Origin of the sequence: Flavobacterium sp. Root420 (assembly GCF_001427905.1) — a bacterium.
Taxonomy (GTDB): domain Bacteria; phylum Bacteroidota; class Bacteroidia; order Flavobacteriales; family Flavobacteriaceae; genus Flavobacterium.
On record NZ_LMEF01000029.1, the window covers coordinates 166,639 to 185,398 of the forward strand.

The window sequence follows — 18,760 nt, forward strand, 5'->3', positions numbered from 1 at the left end:
TATAAGAAGTAATTGTATTTTATTAACTTCAATACTTTAATAATTAGTAGGATGCAAGAAGCAAATAGTAAAATTCTTCAATGAAGAAAAAGTTTTGGATTTATAATACCAAAAATGGCGGAAGTGAAATTTTTGTTCGCGCGTCAGACCTAATATAACACTTGATATTTTATGTAGCTATAAAGTTATGTTGTAAAAATTCGTTTTTTCCGCTGTTTCCAGGTCAAGTAAAATGTGGTGAGAGCCTACCTTAAAAAGATTTTCAAATCAAATTATATTTTAAAAAGAGATCAAAAGAATAAATAACGCAATCGGTTGTTTTATAATGTTTTATTGTTAAATTAGCAATAAAAATCTTACTCAAATATTAAGAGTATATTATTAATTAAACCATTTAAGTTATGAAAAGATTTCAAAAATTACTTTTTCTATTTTTAGTGTTTATTCCTCTAATACAATTATTTGCATGGCCAGGAATGCCACTGCCTGCCCTGCATATTGAAGGCAAAAATTTAAAGGATCCTTGCGGAAAAAACATTTTACTACATGGCGTTGCCATTACTCCTAGTCCCTGGTTTAATGGTTGCTCTTATAATCAATGTCGTTGGGATAATTATAATGTCCAGGGTTGTCTAAATTATAATAATGCAGTTATGGATGCGCTCACAGATACAAATAACGGATGGAAATTAAATTATATAAGACTTCATATTGACCCCTATTGGACCAATACCCCTGGTTGTTCAGCAGGAGAAAATAGTATCGCATGCTTTGATTACAATAGATTGGTAACGTACGTAAATCAAGTTATAATCCCTTTAATTAATCATGCCAGAAGCAGGGGACTCTATGTTGTGCTTCGTCCTCCTGGCGTATGTCCTAACCGAATTGCTTTTGGGGACAATTACCATAATTATTTAAGAACTGTATGGAAATATCTATCGAACCATCCAAATTTAAAGAATGTAGATAATGTAATGTTTGAAATAGCCAATGAACCTGTAGAAATACTTGGGACAAATGGAAATTGGGGTGCAACGGGTGATGAGCATTTTGCCGCTTTACATAATTATTTTCAGGATTTAGTAAATATAATCAAGACTAATGGTGCAAATAACGTTTGTTGGATACCAGGAACGGGATATCAATCTCATTACCAGGGATATCCAAACCATTTGATAACGGGAGGCAATATAGGTTATGCTGTTCATGTTTATCCGGGATATTGGGGAGCTAATGCAGAAAATTCCACTAGTTTTAATAATGCCTGGAATGCTAACGTGCAACCGATTGCTAACCTGGCACCTATTATGGTAACAGAAACGGATTGGTCCCCTACTGGTGCCGAAACATGGGGTACTGGTACAACAAGCGGTTTTGGCCTTAATCTGAAAGGTAGAATCGATGCTACCGGAAATTGTAGTTGGAATTTACTTGCACCAGAAGGGTTGATAACTAAGGCAGATCCATATAATGTTACAACTGCTTTCAACAACAGTTGGGAGTCTTGTGCTGCGCCAACCAAGCAGTGGTTCTCTGAATATGCAAATAATAATATACCATCGCAAAACTGTAGTACTACTTCACTAATAAACAATGGTGTTTATGAAATTGAATTTAAAACAAATTCAAATAAAGTAATAGATCTTAAGTATGGGACTAATGCAAATGGTGCTGTAATTCACCCGTGGGATAGGGTAGGAGGAACGGCACAACAATGGATTGCTATTGATGCTGGAAACGGCTATTGGCGTTTTAAATCAAATGCAAGTGCTACAGGACGTGTAATAGATCTTGAGAGCGCAGATCCGACAAATGGAAAATCGATAAGACTTTGGGATAATTATAGTAATGATGCTCAAAAATGGTTAGTAACCGATGTGGGTAATGGTTATTATAGCATAAAATCAGCCGTAGATACATCAAAAAGTTGGGACATTTCTAATTGTAATATGGATGGCACAGCAAATCTTCAACTTTGGGAATATTACGGGACTTCATGTCAATTATTTAAATTCAATAAAATAGGGAATACTTTAAAAAGTGTAGAGGCGGAAAATATTTTAATAAATAATATTAAAATAGATACTGATGTCCAAGTATATCCTAATCCATCAAAGGGAGGAGAGTTTAATATTTATTTCACTTCACAATCAGACGAAAATTATTCTCTAACTATATACGCAGTTGGCGGCGAGCTATTATACGAAGCAAAAAATCTAAAATCTAATACTAATCAGGTTATTAGAACTAAACTTCCCAGAGGTTTATATTTGGCTATGATTTCTCAAAATTCAACTACAACAACCAAAAAGATATTAATTGAATAGCCTATTTTAAAATAATACATATAGATTTTGAGATTAACTTTATAATTTTATTCATCATTATTTATGCATTGCAGAACCACTATTTTAAATTAAGATTAAAGTAGTGGTTTATTTTTTACTCCAAACTTAACGACCAGCCTGTAACTTTGCGGTCAAACAGGTTAAGATACCCTCGCTCTCCGAAGAGTTCTCATGAAAAACTGGCGAATGCCTCCTGACTCACCCGAAATGTCATAATTGCTTAAATAGGGTATAAACAAAAAAGCTCCAAACTTCTCTGAAGCTTGATCTTAGTAGCGGGAAGCATTCAAATATCTAACCAGATCATCTTGGATTATTACAATATTTTAGCATGTGCATCTTAATTTTTTCTCTGCTTTTTGTTTGCGTAGCTACTCATATAAGTGCTAAAAAAGCATCAATCAAATTTAAAGTGCTTTTGACAGTTTGTAGTGGAAAAATTATATATTTGAAAATGAATAATATGTTAAATTTATCACACATATCGGCCCAAATTTGGATGGCTTTGTGTGGTTTTGTCACACATATAAATAAGTTGGCAGTAAGCTTACCGAAAAAAATGAGAATAAAAATTTTAACAATATTATTTTGGACTTTCTTGATTTCAAGTAAATCATTAGCTTGCGATTGCAAAATTTCTAAAAATCTAAAAGATATTCAAAAAAGAGAATTTACGGAATCAAAATATATTTTTATTGGAGAAATTTTGAAAATTGATTCTAAAAAACACACGTTTGAAATTAAAGTTATTGAATCCTTTAAAGGTGTTTTAAACGGAAAAGTTTATAGAGGAATTTATAATCAATCGTGCGGACCTATAATTGATAAAAGTGGAAAGTGGCTGATTTATGCCAATCGTAAATCAGACAATCTAATTCAAATAAGAGCTTGCGGAATAACTCGAAGTTTTAAAAACCCTGAAAGTATTATTTCGGCAACAAAAATACCAAATCCACCACCCTTAAATCAAACAAAATCTCAAAATATGAAAGTTCAATCTAACTGGAAATTAAGAGCTAAATCCGATTTAGAAAATGAAATAGCCGAATTAAGAAAAAAAACTAAATAACAAGCTACTGCCAACACACGCTACAAGCAATTTGGGGATTTGGCTTAATTTGAAATTGGTTTTGTATTTGGAAGATTTGGCAAATCCGAAAGTTAACGCTGATTTAATCCCGAAAATAGTGCTTAATTTAGTCCCAAGCCCCCTGTAGTGCCAGAACGTATGGCTGTAAAAAAACCTCCTCAAATTTGAAAGTACTCGGAGGGCTACCAAAGAAAAAAATCAATTATTAGATTCTCAAGAGGTTGAGTTTAGTTTTTTCACAGACTGACTTTGTGCGTCATTTTCAAGTAACAGAATAAGAAATCAAAATAGAAAAGTAAATGAAAATTACATACTTATTAATTCTACTATATATTATTTCATCTTGTGAAAAAAATAAAAAACTGAATTACATCGATTTGGAAGACAATATTACGCAGAAAGTAGTAAATGAAAATGCATTGATCTATTTTGATAAAGGCGAAAATTATTTAGCTGAATCAAAATTTGATTCAGCAATTATTAACTATAAAAAATCACTGAATTTTGAAAAAAACACATTAACTTATAATTAAATTGGAGTTTGTGAAGATTTTAAGAAAAATACAGATAAGGCAATTGAATATTACAAACTTGGAATTAAGGCAGACACTACTTGTTTACAAATTATTTGAATGTGGCAAAGTGTTATATTTCTAAAAAAGAACTTGAAACTGCGGAAAAATATTTAATAAAAGTTATAAAAAATAATAGCTCTAAATATTCTGTTGCTCTTGCAAACTTGCACTTAACGGTAGTGTATTTTAATCAAAATAGAAATTGTTCGGAAATCATCAAACAATTCAAAAAAGCAGAAATACTACAAGATGATGATAAAATGAGTGATTTTTATCAATTTTGCGCTAATAAAGTTGAAAAACACTGTAGATAAAAAATAACGCGCAACAGCTACAACGGGTTTGGGAAATATGGTAATGGAAAATTTGGTTTTGTATTTGTGATGAATTTGTCAAATCTGAGAATAGTTATTAATTTAGTCCCACACCTGCTGTAATCCCAGAACGTTGTGCGACATATTCACAAGAAGCAAGATAAATAAAACCAATATACTTATAGAACTTAATTGATGGCTGACTACATAAAAAAAGTGACAATCGAGAATCCCAAAAGCATTTCTATATGTTTCTTTATTGAACAAAATATTACAATGGAGTTAGGCAATTAGCCTAATGAAAAGTTGGGTTTGTATTTGGATAATTTACTTCGGCTATTTGCTATCGCTCTGCAAATGCGAAAAATGGGCTTGATTTATTTCCAGACCTGCTATAATCCTATAGCGTTTGGTGTACACTCGATTCCAAAACAACTTAACAGGACTCGAACCAATTACCTTTGAAAACACTGGCTGTTTACGTTCTTTTTAAAATTAATCAAGATTTTAGAATCACAAAAAAAGCCAGAAAGATATAGGTTTCTCTGGCTTTTTACTCATTCTTGTAGCGGGAAATGGACTCGAACCTTTCTTGTCTCATTAATTGTATTAAACATTAGAGCAGTATCAATGATTTGGCTGGATATCCACTTTTACCAGAAGTAAGCAGTAAAGAACAAACATGTCTTTTCGAACGAATCGTTAATTACTTTAATTTAAACTCCAAATCTATTAGATAAGTTAGAAAGCTCTTTCTTCTAAAATATTAGGTAGTCATAAACCTCTCTTTTAATACGTATTCTGATTTACTTAAAAAAAAATAGCTATAAAGTTATTTTAACAGCATCATAAATTGAAAGAGAAAAATCTTCACAGTCATCCAATTATTAATTTACTATTTATGATAACCGTTATTTTTCAGGGTTAAAATAATTAGAATGATACTTTTTTTCCTGTTTTCTTCTGTTTTTATCCTCTATGTAACGTAGTGTAAAGTATCTGTAACATTCAGACGGAGTTTGTTTTATTTTAACAAATACTTTTACATAAATGTGAAATAATAGTTAATTTTTTATGATTTAAGACAATAATGATACTAAACACCATTTTGTGTATAGCACCATTATTTATGCCTTCTATTCCTTAGTTACAATCCGATAAATCAAAATGTTTTTAGACATAAAGAATTATTAATTATCCAATTAACCAAAATTAACCAAAGCAACTAAAAATGATTAAAATCCTATTATTCAGGAAAAACTTTTTACAGACGGGTTCTGTTAAAGTTCCTACAGAGCATCGGAGAAGTAGCATACTAAACCTGCCCGATAGATTAGCACGGCCAATTAACAATCTGTTAAAAAAGATAAACACTTCAAATTTGGCAACAATGTATGCTGTGGGTATTATAGACCATCATGGTCTGTAATTCATCAGCTAAAATTAGAAGTTGATACTACAGAAAAAAAATTGATAAGGGCTGGATTTTATCTGATAAATCCGCGATTAGTTTTATGTATAAAGGTTCAAAAATCAATTCAATCAATCTAAAGTCTAAATTATTAGCGGTGTCTATAAAGGGTAATAAGTAGATAAGGTTCAAACATTTAATAATATGAGAATAAAATTATGTAAAATTTTAAATGGGACAAAGTATTTGCCTTTAGGGGTTTTGTTTCAGTGTTTGTTTACGGGACAAATAGCAGCTGCTGAAAGAATGAATATATCGTCGAATTCGTATGTTACTGTTCAGGTTAATCAGGAAATTATTATTACAGGAAGAGTATATTCGGCAAATGATAAGGTGTCAATACCAGGTGTCAATATTTCGGTAAAAGGAAATCCAAAAATAGTGGTTACCTCTGATATGGACGGGTTTTATACTATTGTGGTCCCTTCATCGGATGCGGTACTTGTTTTTAGCAGTGTTGGTTTTATAACTGTAGAAAGGCCTGTTAGTACTGGTTCAGAGATTAACGTGGCAATGAAGCAGGATCAGGTTAATCTGGGGGAAGTCGTTATTGTTGGATATGGCAAACAGAAAAAAGCAAGTTTAGTTGCCGCAATTACCCAGGTTACAGGTAAAACTCTTGAGCGTGCAGGTGGTGTCCAAAGTATTGGAGCGGCATTAACCGGCAATGTTCCCGGGTTAGTAACTTCTGCCAGTTCCGGGATGCCAGGGGAGGAAGATCCTCAACTTTTTATTCGTGGTGCCAGCACATGGAACAATGCGCAGCCCCTCATTTTAGTGGATGGTGTAGAGCGGCCAATGAATAGTGTTGAGATTACTTCCGTAGAATCGGTTACCGTATTAAAAGATGCGTCTGCAACAGCAGTGTACGGAGTCAAGGGAGGAAATGGTGTAATCCTTATTACGACCAAGCGCGGTCAGTCAGGTAAAGCCTTGATCAGGGCTACTTTTAATTCCACCGTAAAAGTGCCTTCTAAACTGCCGGAAAAACTTGATTCGTATGACGGCTTGTTAGTTAAAAACAGAGCCATTGAAAATGAACTGGCGTTGAGCCCATCGAGTTGGAATGATTATATTCCTCAGGCAATTATTGATAAGTACAGATATCCCGCAAATGTTGCGGAGTCTGAACGCTATCCCAATGTCGATTGGCAGGATGTTTTATTCAATGACTATGCAATGTCGTATAATGCCAGTTTAAATGTAAGTGGAGGAACGAACTCCGTAAAGTATTTTGCAACTGCTGACTTTTTAAGTGAAGGGGATTTATTTAAGAAATACAATAATAACAGAGGATATGATCCTGGTTATGGTTATAACCGTTTGAATGTCAGAAGTAATTTAGATTTTCAGGTTACATCAAGTACTGTTTTTAAAATAGGGCTTGCGGGTTCCCGCGGAGAGAAAAAAAGTCCTTGGGGAGCTTCCGGAGGAGAATATACGATGTGGGATGCAGCGTATTCTACCGCACCTGATGTTTTTCTTCCTTACTATGAGGATGGCTCTTGGGGGTATTTTGCACCAAATGAAGGTAAAGCTTCAAATTCGGTACGAAACCTTGCTATTAGCGGTGTTCAGTTTGTAACCACTACAAAATTGAATACCGACTTTACACTCGAACAAAATTTTGACAAATGGATAAAGGGGCTTAATTTCAAAGGGTTAGTTGCATTAGATAATTCCTTTGTTGAAGGAGACAGGGGTATCAGTGATTTATTTAACGATGTGCAGGAAAAGTATATAGATCCACTTACAGGATTGGTTCTTTACAAAAAGACGTATGATAATAATAATAGATTTGATTTTCAGGAGGGTGTAAAGTGGACAGCCACTGGAGGTGCTGTGCGAAACTGGGCTACCTATCGTAAGCTTTTTTATCAGTTACAATTAAATTACCAAACAAAAATTGCGGAGAAGCATAATATTTCGGCTATGGGACTCTTTAGCCGGGATAAAGATGCACTTGGAAGTGAAATACCACATTATAGAGAAGACTGGGTATTCCGTACTACCTATAATTATGCAGATAAATACTTTATAGAATATAACGGAGCTTATAATGGTTCTGAAAAATTTGGCCCGGAAAATCGTTTTGAATTTTTCTCTTCAGGAGGTGTAAGCTGGATTGTTTCCAAAGAGAATTTTATGAAAAAAACAGCTTCTTTTCTTGACTTGTTAAAATTCCGGGGATCTTATGGTCAGGTAGGTGATGACGGGGGGTATCAGAGAAATCTTTCCCAAAGATTTATTTATCAATCTCAATGGGGATATGGAGGAACTTCACCATTAGGAACCACTGGAGAAAGTGCTGAACCAAGCCCTTATGTTTGGTATAATGAGTTATCAGTTGCTAATCCTCAAATACATTGGGAAATAGCTAAGAAAATTAACGCAGGGGTTGATTTTGGTTTATTTAAAGGATTTGTTTCGGGTACTTTTGATTGGTATAGCGAAGATCGTACAGATGTTTTATTACCGGGAAACCAAAGAGCAATTCCTCCATACTTTGGAGCTACAGCACCAATTGCTAATTTAGGACAGGTTGAAAATAGAGGGTATGAGTTAGAGTTAAAGTTCAACTACACTTTTGGAAATGGTCTTAATGTATGGTGGACCACAAATTTCACTCATTCAAAAAATAAAATTTTAGATGCAGATGATCCGGAATTGTTCCCGGCTTATCAAAAAAAAGAAGGATATTCAGTGAATCAGGCTCATTCCTATGTAAGCCAGGGCTACTATAATACCTGGGATGAATTATATGCAAGTACAATTCATAGTACAAATGACGCTACAAAATTGCCGGGGAATTATAATATACTGGATTACAATGCAGATGGCGTCATTGACGCTAAGGATAATATTCCGTATGGATACACCGGAACACCACAGAATACGTATAACAATTCGTTTGGTGTTAACTGGAAAGGGTTCAGTGCCTTTGTACAGTTTTATGGTGTAAATAATGTTACCAGACAAGTAGTTCTTACCAGTTTAGGTTCTCAGAATCATGTTGTTTACGATCAGGGATCTTACTGGTCACAAGATAATACAGATGCAGATTTGCCTATGCCACGCTGGCTTGCCACCGCAAGTGATTTTAATAGCGGCAGCAGATACATGTATGACGGATCCTACCTTCGCTTAAAAAATGCTGAAATCGCATATACTTTCGATCGTAAAACAAATTGGATGAAATCGGCCGGACTTCAGAGCATACGATTTTATTTAAATGGAAATAACTTGTTTTTGTGGTCAAAAATGCCTGACGACAGAGAGGCAAATTATGCAGGAACAGGCTGGGCATCACAAGGTGCTTATCCAACTGTAAAAAGATTCAATTTGGGGGCAAACATTATATTCTAAAATTTTTATTATGAACAAGTATATTAAAACAATAGTAAAGTACAGCTTTATTTTGGGCTTACTTATGGTTTCAGGATCATGTGAAGATTATCTGGAAAAATCACCCGATTCTGTAATCTCTCCTGAAGAAGCTTTTAAAAATTTCGAAAATTTTCAAGGATTTACAGAGGAACTGTATCAATGTGTTCCGGATTTTACGAACGCCTATTGGACAAATTCCTGGAATTGGGGAGAAGATGAAATTCAGTCTACGGCCCGTGATTTCCATTTTGGAGTAAAAATCGATAAAGGTGATTTTTGGGGCTGGCAATCGGGATTTGACGGATGGCAGGCTGGCTGGATGAACAGAAATAATGTTAGTACAGACAATGACCGTATGCATAAAGATTTATGGACACTGGGCTGGAGGGGTATTCGTAAAGCAAATATTGGTCTTGCCAATATTGATAAAATGACTGAATATACACAGGAAGAAAAGGACATGATCAAAGGTCAGCTGTTATTTTTCAGAGGATGGTTTCATTTTGAGTTTATGCAATACTTTGGAGGACTTCCTTATATTGATCAGGTGCTTCCAAGTGATGAACCACTGAGATTGCCAAGACTTAGCTATCAGGAGTGCGCCGATAAGGCCGCAGCAGATTTTAGAGCTGCTGCCGACTTACTTCCTGTTAACTGGGATAATACGGTTATTGGTAAACGTACTCTTGGAAAGAATGAGCTTCGTGTAAATAAAATAATGGCTTTGGGCTATTTAGGCAAAAATTATTTATGGGCCGCAAGTCCGTTAATGAATAAAGTATCTACTGGAAATGCAACTTATAATGCTGAATATTGTAAAAAGGCTGCAGCAGCTTTTGCAGAATTATTGACAATTACAGAAAGTGGAGCATCTCAGTACAAATTAATGCCTTTCGCAAAATATAGTGATAATTTTTATACTACAGGTAGCAACTGGAAAATACCTGGAGGTACCGAAGCTATTTTTAGAGGCCCTTATTGGGGAGCAAACGGATCGAACTGGGGGACTTCAAAACAATACCAGCCAGCTCCTCAAATATGTGACGGCGATGTAAAATTTTTGCCTACCGCTAACTATGTTGATTATTACGGAATGGCAAACGGGAAACCCATCAAAGACATTACAAAAGCAGATCCGGATTCAGGTTATGATCCAAACTATCCATGGAAGGGCCGTGATCCCCGTTTTTACAATGATATTGTATTTGATGGTGCAAAATGTGTGGCAGGTTCCATGCCCGCAGCAGAAGAAGCAAATCGTTATGCAAACCTTTACACTGGCGGAAGTTACAGGAATATAAGTACCGGAAGCAGAACAGGTTATCTGTTGTATAAATTCATTCCCAGAACTGCAAATAAGTTTGATGACGGGTTTGGATACGGTAACAACTTAAACATTCACTTGCCATGGATGCGTTTGTCTGATATTTATGTAATGTATGCTGAAGCAGCGGCACAGGGTTATGGTTCGGCAGCAGGAAAAGATCCAAAATATGCAGGAACAGCAGTCGATGCTATAAATGTAATTCGTGACAGAGCAGGTGTCGGACATGTAGCAACGGAGTACTTGGGTTCACTGGATTCTTTTATGAATGAAGTGAGACGTGAGCGTGCAGTAGAGTTAAGTTTTGAGGGACATCGTTTTAATGATTTACGTCGCTGGTTACTATTAATCTCAAGTCCATATACCATAAAAAAATCTATAGAATTTGATCGTGCACCTTCATTTGACCCTACAAAACCAAGTGAAAACAGAGTTGTTAATATTCGTGAGGAAGTAATTTTAGTGCGAAATTTTAGTGAGAAACATTACTGGTTACCATTAAAGAATGCTGATGCAAGTATTTATTTGGAATTCTCACAAAATCCTGGATGGTAATTAAAAAGATTATTTTAAAAATAAAAAAAAATCATAGAATAATGAGATATATACAACTTAAAATAGTGTTATGTTTTGTGCTATTTGCTTTCCTGCCTGCCAAGATTATTGCCCAGATTGATCAGAAAATAAATCTTTCAGGAATTGTTACGGGAGCAGATGGTAAAGCGCTGGAAAATGCAACACTTAGTAGTAAAGAAGATAATAGTACAGTAACTACTGATTTGGCAGGAAGTTACTCAATGAATGTAACTGAAAATACAGACATAGAGGTCAGTGCAGCTGGCTATGAAACAATGGTCATAAAAGCTTCACCGGCTGCAAATGATATTAATTTAAAAGAAAAGGAATCAAATTTAGTACAGGTTGCTTTCAAAAAAGAACAAAGCGAGTATTTGATGGGAGGCGTTTCTTATATAAATCTGCCGGAAATAGTAGCAAAAAACTATACTACTTATAGTTTGGACGGTACAAATACTGCTCTTATTGGCGGATTTAATGGAACACTTTGGGGAATGGGCCAGGCATTAGTATTAGTAGATGGTGCTCCTCGTGATGCCACCACAGTATTGTCTACAGAAATTGACCAAATCACTTTCCTAAAAGGAGTTTCTGCAGTTGCGCTTTACGGAAGCCGCGCTGCAAGGGGCGTAATCTATATTACAACGAAGAAGGGTAAAGTACAAAAACAGCAAATTTCAACAAGATTTGATAACGGAGTCTTCATACCTAAAAGCATGCCTGAATATCTGGGCTCTGCAGAGTATATGCATTATTATAACCAGGCCCGTGCTAATGATGGCTTAGATGCGACCTATTCAGATGAAACAATCTATAACTATGCTTCAGGTAAAAATCCCTTTAGATATGCAGATGTAAATTATTATGCACCTGAGTATATTAAGAAGTTTTATTTTAATTATGATGCCAACGTTGAGCTTACAGGTGGAAACAAAACAGCACGTTATTATTCTGTGGTAAATTTTAGCTCGCAACAGGATCCGTTACAAGATTTTGGAGAAGCAGCAAATAATAATAGCAACAGATTTAATGTAAGAGGAAATGTTGATGTTACGATTAGCGAGAGGGTTTCTGCAACAATTGGGGCGAACGCCATATACAATAATTCCAGGGGAGTAAATACAGACTACTGGAATGGTGCAGCAACTTTACGTCCACATTTATTTAGTCCGTTAGTGCCTATTGGCATGATTGAAGAAGGAGATGATGCTTCACTGGCGGTTATAAAAAATAGTAATTACCTGGTAGATAATAAATACTTGTTAGGGGGTACACAGCTGAATCCGACCAATCCTTTTGCGGCTATTTATGCGGGTGGCTATAATACTTTTGCAAGTCGCCAGTTCCAGTTTAATACAGGTGTAAATATCAAGTTAGGAGATGTAATTGAAGGGTTGAGTTTTCGTACCGATTTAGCAGTCGATTATGCCACCTCTTACAACCAATCCTATAACAACAGTTATGCTACTTACGAAGCAAAGTGGAATACGTATGCAGGATATGACCAGATTTCATCCTTAACAAAATACGGTAAAGATGCTAAGGATGGTATAGAGAATATTAATAATAGTGCTTTTAATCAAACGATTGCCTTTTCAGGACAGTTTAATTATTTGAGAAAAATAAATGAAAAGCACAATTTGTCAGGAATGCTGATTGCTTCAGGATTTCAACAAGGGCAATCTGGTGTTTACCATAAAACAAGTAATGCTTCTATAGGTTTAAATTTGGCTTATAACCTGGATCAAAAATATTATGCAGAATTTAATGGTGCTTATGTGCATTCTGCGAAATTTGCAGAGGGCAACCGTGGCGCTTTTTCTCCTACCGCGTCCTTAGGATGGAAACTATCTGAGGAAGATTTCATGAAAGGATTGACGGCTATTAACGATTTAAAGTTAACCGTTTCAGCAGGGGTATTAAACACAGATTTAGAAGTTAATAATTATTATATGTACGAGAGTATATACAGTCAGACCGATGGTGCCTGGTTCAGCTGGAGAGATGGCGCCCTTAACAGAAGCACGGATGTTAGAAGAGGAGAAAATTTAGATTTAGGTTTTGCTAAGAGAAACGAGTTAAGTTTCGAATTAGAAGGCAGTTTCTTTAAAAATTTCATCACCCTAAAAAGTGCCTTTTTTATGAATACGGTTACTGGAAATGTGATCCAGCCTTCCAGTTTATATCCAAATTATTTTGCTACGAATTGGCCCAATACTTCATTTTTACCATTCATCAATTATAATGATGACAAACGTACTGGTCTTGATTTTGATTTGAGATTCAATAAAAAAGTGGGAAGTGTAGATTTAGCACTTGGATTTACAGGCACTTATGTAAATTCAGAAGCCACTAAAAGGGCTGAACTATTTGAAGACGGTTATCAAAACAGAAAAGGCAAACCTTTGGATGCGCTTTGGGGGCTTAAAAGTGATGGTTTTTTTACCGATGCAGCTGATATTGCGAACTCACCGTCTCAAACTTTTGGACAGATTAAACCCGGAGACCTAAAATATATCGATCAAAACGGTGATGGTATAATAGATAATAAAGATGAAGTTTACTTAGGTAAAGCAGGCTGGGTTGGAGCTCCGTTTACATTTGGAATTAATTTTACCTCTAAATGGAATAATTTTACGTTTTTTACCATGTTTACAGGTCAGAGGGGGGCAAACGCAATGAAAAACAGTTCCTATTTCTGGATGGATGGAGAGGATAAATACTCTGTCAATGTGCGAAACAGCTGGACAGAAGAAACCAAAGAAACAGCCACCTATCCAAGATTAACTTCATTAAATAGCGATAACAATTTCCGTTCGTCAGATTTCTGGATGTATAGCACTAACCGAATAGATTTAGCCAAAGTGCAGCTTACCTACGATTTTCCAAAGAAAGCCCTTCAAAAAACTTTTTTCAGTGACCTTAGTGTTTATGCACTTGGGAGTAATCTGTTAACTATATCGGAGAACAGAGATGTCATGGAATTAAATATTGGAGGTGCTCCGCGCACCCGTTATTATAATCTTGGATTTAAAGCTCTATTTTAAATTTAAAAAACACCTAATCTAATTATTATGAAAGTAAAAATAGTATTATTTATATCAGTTCTGTTTGTTTTTTATAGCTGTGAAGATTTAACAGAACCGGCAATAGAAAATAATAGAGGAATAGAAGATATGTACGCTGAGGCCGAATTTGCTCAGGGAATTCTATTGAATGCCTATACAAGATTACCTGAAAATAGCTGGTCATTTAATGATGTAGCAACAGATGATGCTGTATCCAATGATATTTCAAATGGGTATCTTAAAGCAGCGACGGGGCAATGGACCTCTAATTTTAATCCGTTTGATCAATGGTCCAATTCAAGATCGGCTATTCAGTACATAAACCTCTTTCTTGCTGAGGCCGGTAAAGTGCAATGGGCAAAGGATGAAAAAATAAGTCTTTTGTTTAGAGACCGTTTAATGGGTGAGGCTTATGGTTTACGCGCTTTGTATATGTATCATTTATTAAAAGCTCATGCAGGTACTGCTGCAAACGGCCAATTATTAGGGGTGCCGATACTTTTAGAACCCGAAACATCAGCTTCAAACTTCAATGTAGCACGTGCCACGTTCGAAGATTGCATGAAACAATTGTATAGTGATGTAGAAAAGGCAACAAAATTATTGCCATTAGATTTTGAAGATGCTACAGCATTACCTCCGGGTTACAATAATTTAAGTGATTATAATCGTGTTTTTGGCCAATACGCCAGACAAAGAATGTCATCCAGAATTGCGCAGGTTGTAAGAGCACAAGCGGCCCTGTTAGCTGCCAGTCCGGCTTATAGTGCCGGCAATACCACAACCTGGGAAGATGCTGCGAAGTATGCCGGCCAATTATTAAATTTAAAAGGAGGAGTCTCAGGGATAGCTCCTAATGGTTTAAACTGGTATAGTGATGTAGCGGAATTAAGCGCTCTGGGAGCAGGTGTTAATCCTCCTGAAGTTATTTGGAGAGGAGATATTGGAGACAGTAATAATTTAGAAGCCGATAATTTCCCTCCAACCCTTTTTGGAAGAGGACGTATCAATCCAACTCAAAATTTAGTTGACGCTTTTCCTATGGCCAATGGTTACCCGATTAATCATGCCAGTAGTAATTATGTTGCTGCAAATCCGTATGAAAATCGTGATCCGCGTCTGAAAAAATTTATTCTGGTAAATCAGTCCACTGCAGGTGTGAGTAACACGGTAATAGTAACCGCCAGTGATGGTACTACAAACGATGCATTAAACAAAGTAGGTACTTCAACCAGAACAGGCTATTATATGAGAAAATTACTGAGACAGGATGTAAATTTAAATCCAACTTCCATCAATAATCAGAGACATTATAAACCTCGTATGAGATACACAGAATTATATCTTATCTATGCTGAAGCGGCCAATGAGGCATGGGGACCAATTGCTACCGGTACCATAGGATTTTCTGCCTATGATGTTATTAAAGCTTTAAGGGTTAGGGCAGGTATCACAACAGATCCCTACTTAGAATCGATTAAAGCGGACAAAACTGAGATGCGTAATTTGATCAGAAACGAACGTCGTCTGGAATTATGTTTTGAAGGATTTAGATTTTGGGATTTACGCAGGTGGAATACCCCTTTGAATGTTGCGGCAGAAGGGGATAAAATACAGGGAGGCGTTCACCAAAAAATCACAGTCGAAAACAGAGTTTACGCCGACTATATGCAATATGGCCCAATCCCATATTTAGAGGCTCTTAAATTTAATGCTTTATTGCAAAACAAGGGCTGGTAGAACATAGCAATTCTATTTAATGTGTACAGAAATTTAATTTAATTAAGAAAATGAAAAACAAGATATTTTTAATGTTAGTAGTAGTACTTATCTCTATGGCTTCCTGTACAAATCAGGATGCGGAGTTTGATAATTTCGATCATACTGCTGTTTATTTTGCCTATCAGTTCCCTGTTAGAACCATAACATTAGGAGAGGATATATTTGATACTACTTTAGACAATCAGCATAAGTGTAAAATAATGGGAACTTTAAGTGGTGTTTACAATAATGATAAGGACGTGACCATTGATATTGCCGTTGCAAACACATTGCCTGCCGGGTTCTTATTTAATGCCGGGCAAGATGAGATAGTGGCCATGCCCAGTAATTATTATACACTGTTGAGCGATAAAATTGTTATTCCGAAAGGGCAGATTATCGGAGGCGTGGAAGTGCAGTTAACGGATGCTTTTTTCGCAGATCCGCTATCAGTAAAAAAGACGTATGTTATTCCAATTGAAATGAAAAAGGTAGTCAATGCCGATTCTATTTTGTCAGGAAAGGCATTAGTGTCTAACCCATTAAAGCCTTTAAGTACCAATTGGAGTGTGGCTCCCAAAGATTATGTTCTGTATGCTGTAAAGTATGTAAATCCCTGGGACGGTTTTTATTTGAGAAGAGGACAGGACATTGTTAAGGGGAATAATGGAAATACAACGCTGGATAAAGTAATTACCAGACACAAACAATACGTAGAATCTGATGAAGTTAACAGAATTAACACAAAATCAATGAGTGCCATCGATTTTCCTGTTACGGTTAAAGATGCTGCTGGTGTAAACATCAATTTTAATTTAACGCTTACCTTTGATGCAAATAATAATTGTACTGTCTCGGGAAGCAATTCGGTATTTACGGCTACAGGTACTGGTAAATTCGTAAAGAAAGGCGAAAAGCAAAGCTGGGGCAGTAAAGATCGTGATGCATTGTATCTTGATTATAAAGTAAATTTCCAGGATTTCAATGTAACAACAAAAGATACCCTGGTGTTGCGTGACAGAGGCGTTACGGCACAAGTTTTTAGTCCTGTCTTAAAATAGCTGGATTTTTATTAAAATATAAATTTAAAGAAGATGAATAAATTATATAAAATTTGGCTACTATCTTCAGTTTTGATGATGGCGGCATCCTGTGCAAATGACAGTACTTTGGGGTACAGGTATGAAAAACCCCATAGTATTGCGAATCAGGAGGAAATTGACGCTTATAAGGATTTGAATATGTATGTAAACAGAGAGGCTAACCCTGCATTTAAACTAGGTGCCGGTATCTCTTTATCAGACTATACAAGTAAAAGCGTAACCTACAGACTGGTTAACAAAAATTTTGATGAGATCACTTTAGGGTATGAAATGAAACATGGAGCAGTTGTTCAGGCAGACGGGAGTCTGAATCTTGACAATGTTACTAAACTATTGGCTTTGGCTAATGAAGCTAATGTTTCCGTTTTCGGGCATACACTTTGCTGGCACGCCAATCAAAATGCTGCTTATTTAAAAAGTTTGATTGCTCCGGTAATAATACCAGGAAATGGTCCGGGATGGGATGTGGTAACGCAAGCAGATTTTGAAACGGACAATAATGCAAATTATCAGGTTAATGGTAGTGGTGTAACAAGCTTTTCTGCAAATGGTGAAGGGAAAGGCGGGACAGGAAGAGCACTAAAGATAATGAATGCAACTGTGAGAACCAATGATTGGGATGTGCAGTTTTTTCTAAAATTTTCTCCAGCTGTACAAGTAGGCGAAAAGTATCAGCTGACTATGGATGTACGTTCAGATGCCGCTATATCGTATCCTACTCAGGCACATGTTACTCCGGGAGCATATAAGCACTGGGATTTCTTTGGTACAATTCCTTCAACACCTACCTGGACAACGTATACCAAAGAGATTACTGTTTCTGCAGAAATGGCAACTTGTGGTGCCATAGCTTTTAATCTGGGTAAAGGCGCAACTACCTATTATTTTGACAACATTGCCTTAAAAAAGTACAATGCCCTTGGAGGAAGTACTTTTATTGAGAAAACAGCTGAGCAAAAGAAAGTTCTTATTACTGAAGCCCTTGATAAATGGATCTCTGGAATGGTAACGGGCACTAAAGCGTATGTAAAGGCCTGGGATGTGGTTAATGAACCGATGGACGACGGAAGTCCTTATAATTTAAAAACAGGAGTGGGTAAGACTTTGAAATCAGATGAATTTTACTGGCAGGATTACTTAGGCAAGGACTATGCAGTCGAAGCTTTTAAACTGGCCAGAAAATATGGCAACCCAACCGATAAACTTTTTGTAAATGATTACAATCTCGAATACAGTCTTGATAAATGCAAAGGACTTATACAATATGTTGGATACATTGAAAGTAAAGGACAAAAAGTAGACGGTATCGGTACTCAGATGCATATTACCATCAATTCTGATAAAGATAAAATTGCGGCCATGTTCCAATTACTTGCAGCAAGCGGCAAACTTATAAAAGTTTCTGAGCTTGATGTTGCGGCCGGACTAAACCCAACAGCAGCTGATCTTCAAAAGCAGGCAGATATGTACAAATATGTGGTGGATATGTACACTAAATATATCCCCGCAAACCAGCGCTACGGAATCACGGTATGGGGAGTAACAGACAGTAAGTCTGATTCTTCCTGGTTGCCGGGACAGCATCAAAGTTTATGGAATGTTGACTTTACCCGTAAGTCTTCCTATAAAGGATTTGCTGACGGGCTTATGGGACTGAAATAGTATTTCTTTTAAACTTCCAGTCACAGCTATAATTGTCTTGTATTTTTAAGTTGTGGATAGTATGATAAGTTTATGAGA

Annotated in this window: 10 protein-coding genes; all 10 read left to right on the top strand. The window is 36.0% G+C overall.

Annotated elements, in window-relative coordinates; all coding sequences use genetic code 11:
• Window positions 1-401 precede the first annotated feature (401 nt).
• The 10 genes from ASC72_RS15170 (at window position 402) to ASC72_RS15215 (ending at window position 18,682) form a co-directional block, all read left to right on the top strand.
• Entirely contained in the window at window positions 402-2,330 is a 1,929-nt protein-coding gene (locus tag ASC72_RS15170) for an RICIN domain-containing protein (protein ID WP_056192338.1), read from the top strand.
• A 484-nt stretch (window positions 2,331-2,814) separates the two neighbouring features.
• The gene (locus ASC72_RS15175; protein ID WP_131725829.1) at window positions 2,815-3,420 is read left to right on the top strand and encodes a hypothetical protein; all 606 of its coding nucleotides are present in this window, start codon (window positions 2,815-2,817) and stop codon (window positions 3,418-3,420) included.
• A gap of 320 nt (window positions 3,421-3,740) precedes the next feature.
• Window positions 3,741-3,974 (top strand): hypothetical protein, encoded by a 234-nt coding sequence (locus ASC72_RS15180; protein ID WP_056192343.1) that lies wholly within the window; start codon window positions 3,741-3,743, stop codon window positions 3,972-3,974.
• A gap of 95 nt (window positions 3,975-4,069) precedes the next feature.
• A complete protein-coding gene (locus ASC72_RS15185; protein ID WP_206743215.1) occupies window positions 4,070-4,330 on the top strand; it encodes a hypothetical protein in 261 nt (86 codons plus the stop codon).
• A gap of 1,615 nt (window positions 4,331-5,945) precedes the next feature.
• Window positions 5,946-9,167 (top strand): TonB-dependent receptor, encoded by a 3,222-nt coding sequence (locus tag ASC72_RS15190; RefSeq protein ID WP_056192349.1) that lies wholly within the window; start codon window positions 5,946-5,948, stop codon window positions 9,165-9,167.
• A gap of 10 nt (window positions 9,168-9,177) precedes the next feature.
• The gene (locus ASC72_RS15195) at window positions 9,178-11,067 is read left to right on the top strand and encodes a RagB/SusD family nutrient uptake outer membrane protein (protein WP_056192351.1); all 1,890 of its coding nucleotides are present in this window, start codon (window positions 9,178-9,180) and stop codon (window positions 11,065-11,067) included.
• Between the two features lie 41 nt (window positions 11,068-11,108).
• Entirely contained in the window at window positions 11,109-14,135 is a 3,027-nt protein-coding gene (locus ASC72_RS15200) for a SusC/RagA family TonB-linked outer membrane protein (protein ID WP_056193543.1), read from the top strand.
• Window positions 14,136-14,162: 27 nt separating this feature from the next.
• Window positions 14,163-15,896 (top strand): RagB/SusD family nutrient uptake outer membrane protein, encoded by a 1,734-nt coding sequence (locus ASC72_RS15205; RefSeq protein WP_117595800.1) that lies wholly within the window; start codon window positions 14,163-14,165, stop codon window positions 15,894-15,896.
• A 50-nt stretch (window positions 15,897-15,946) separates the two neighbouring features.
• Window positions 15,947-16,978 carry a DUF5627 domain-containing protein gene (locus tag ASC72_RS15210; protein WP_056192355.1) on the top strand — a complete coding sequence of 344 codons (1,032 nt, stop codon included), beginning with the start codon at window positions 15,947-15,949 and terminating at the stop codon, window positions 16,976-16,978.
• A gap of 33 nt (window positions 16,979-17,011) precedes the next feature.
• The gene (locus ASC72_RS15215; protein ID WP_056192358.1) at window positions 17,012-18,682 is read left to right on the top strand and encodes an endo-1,4-beta-xylanase; all 1,671 of its coding nucleotides are present in this window, start codon (window positions 17,012-17,014) and stop codon (window positions 18,680-18,682) included.
• The last annotated feature ends 78 nt before the right edge of the window (window positions 18,683-18,760 follow it).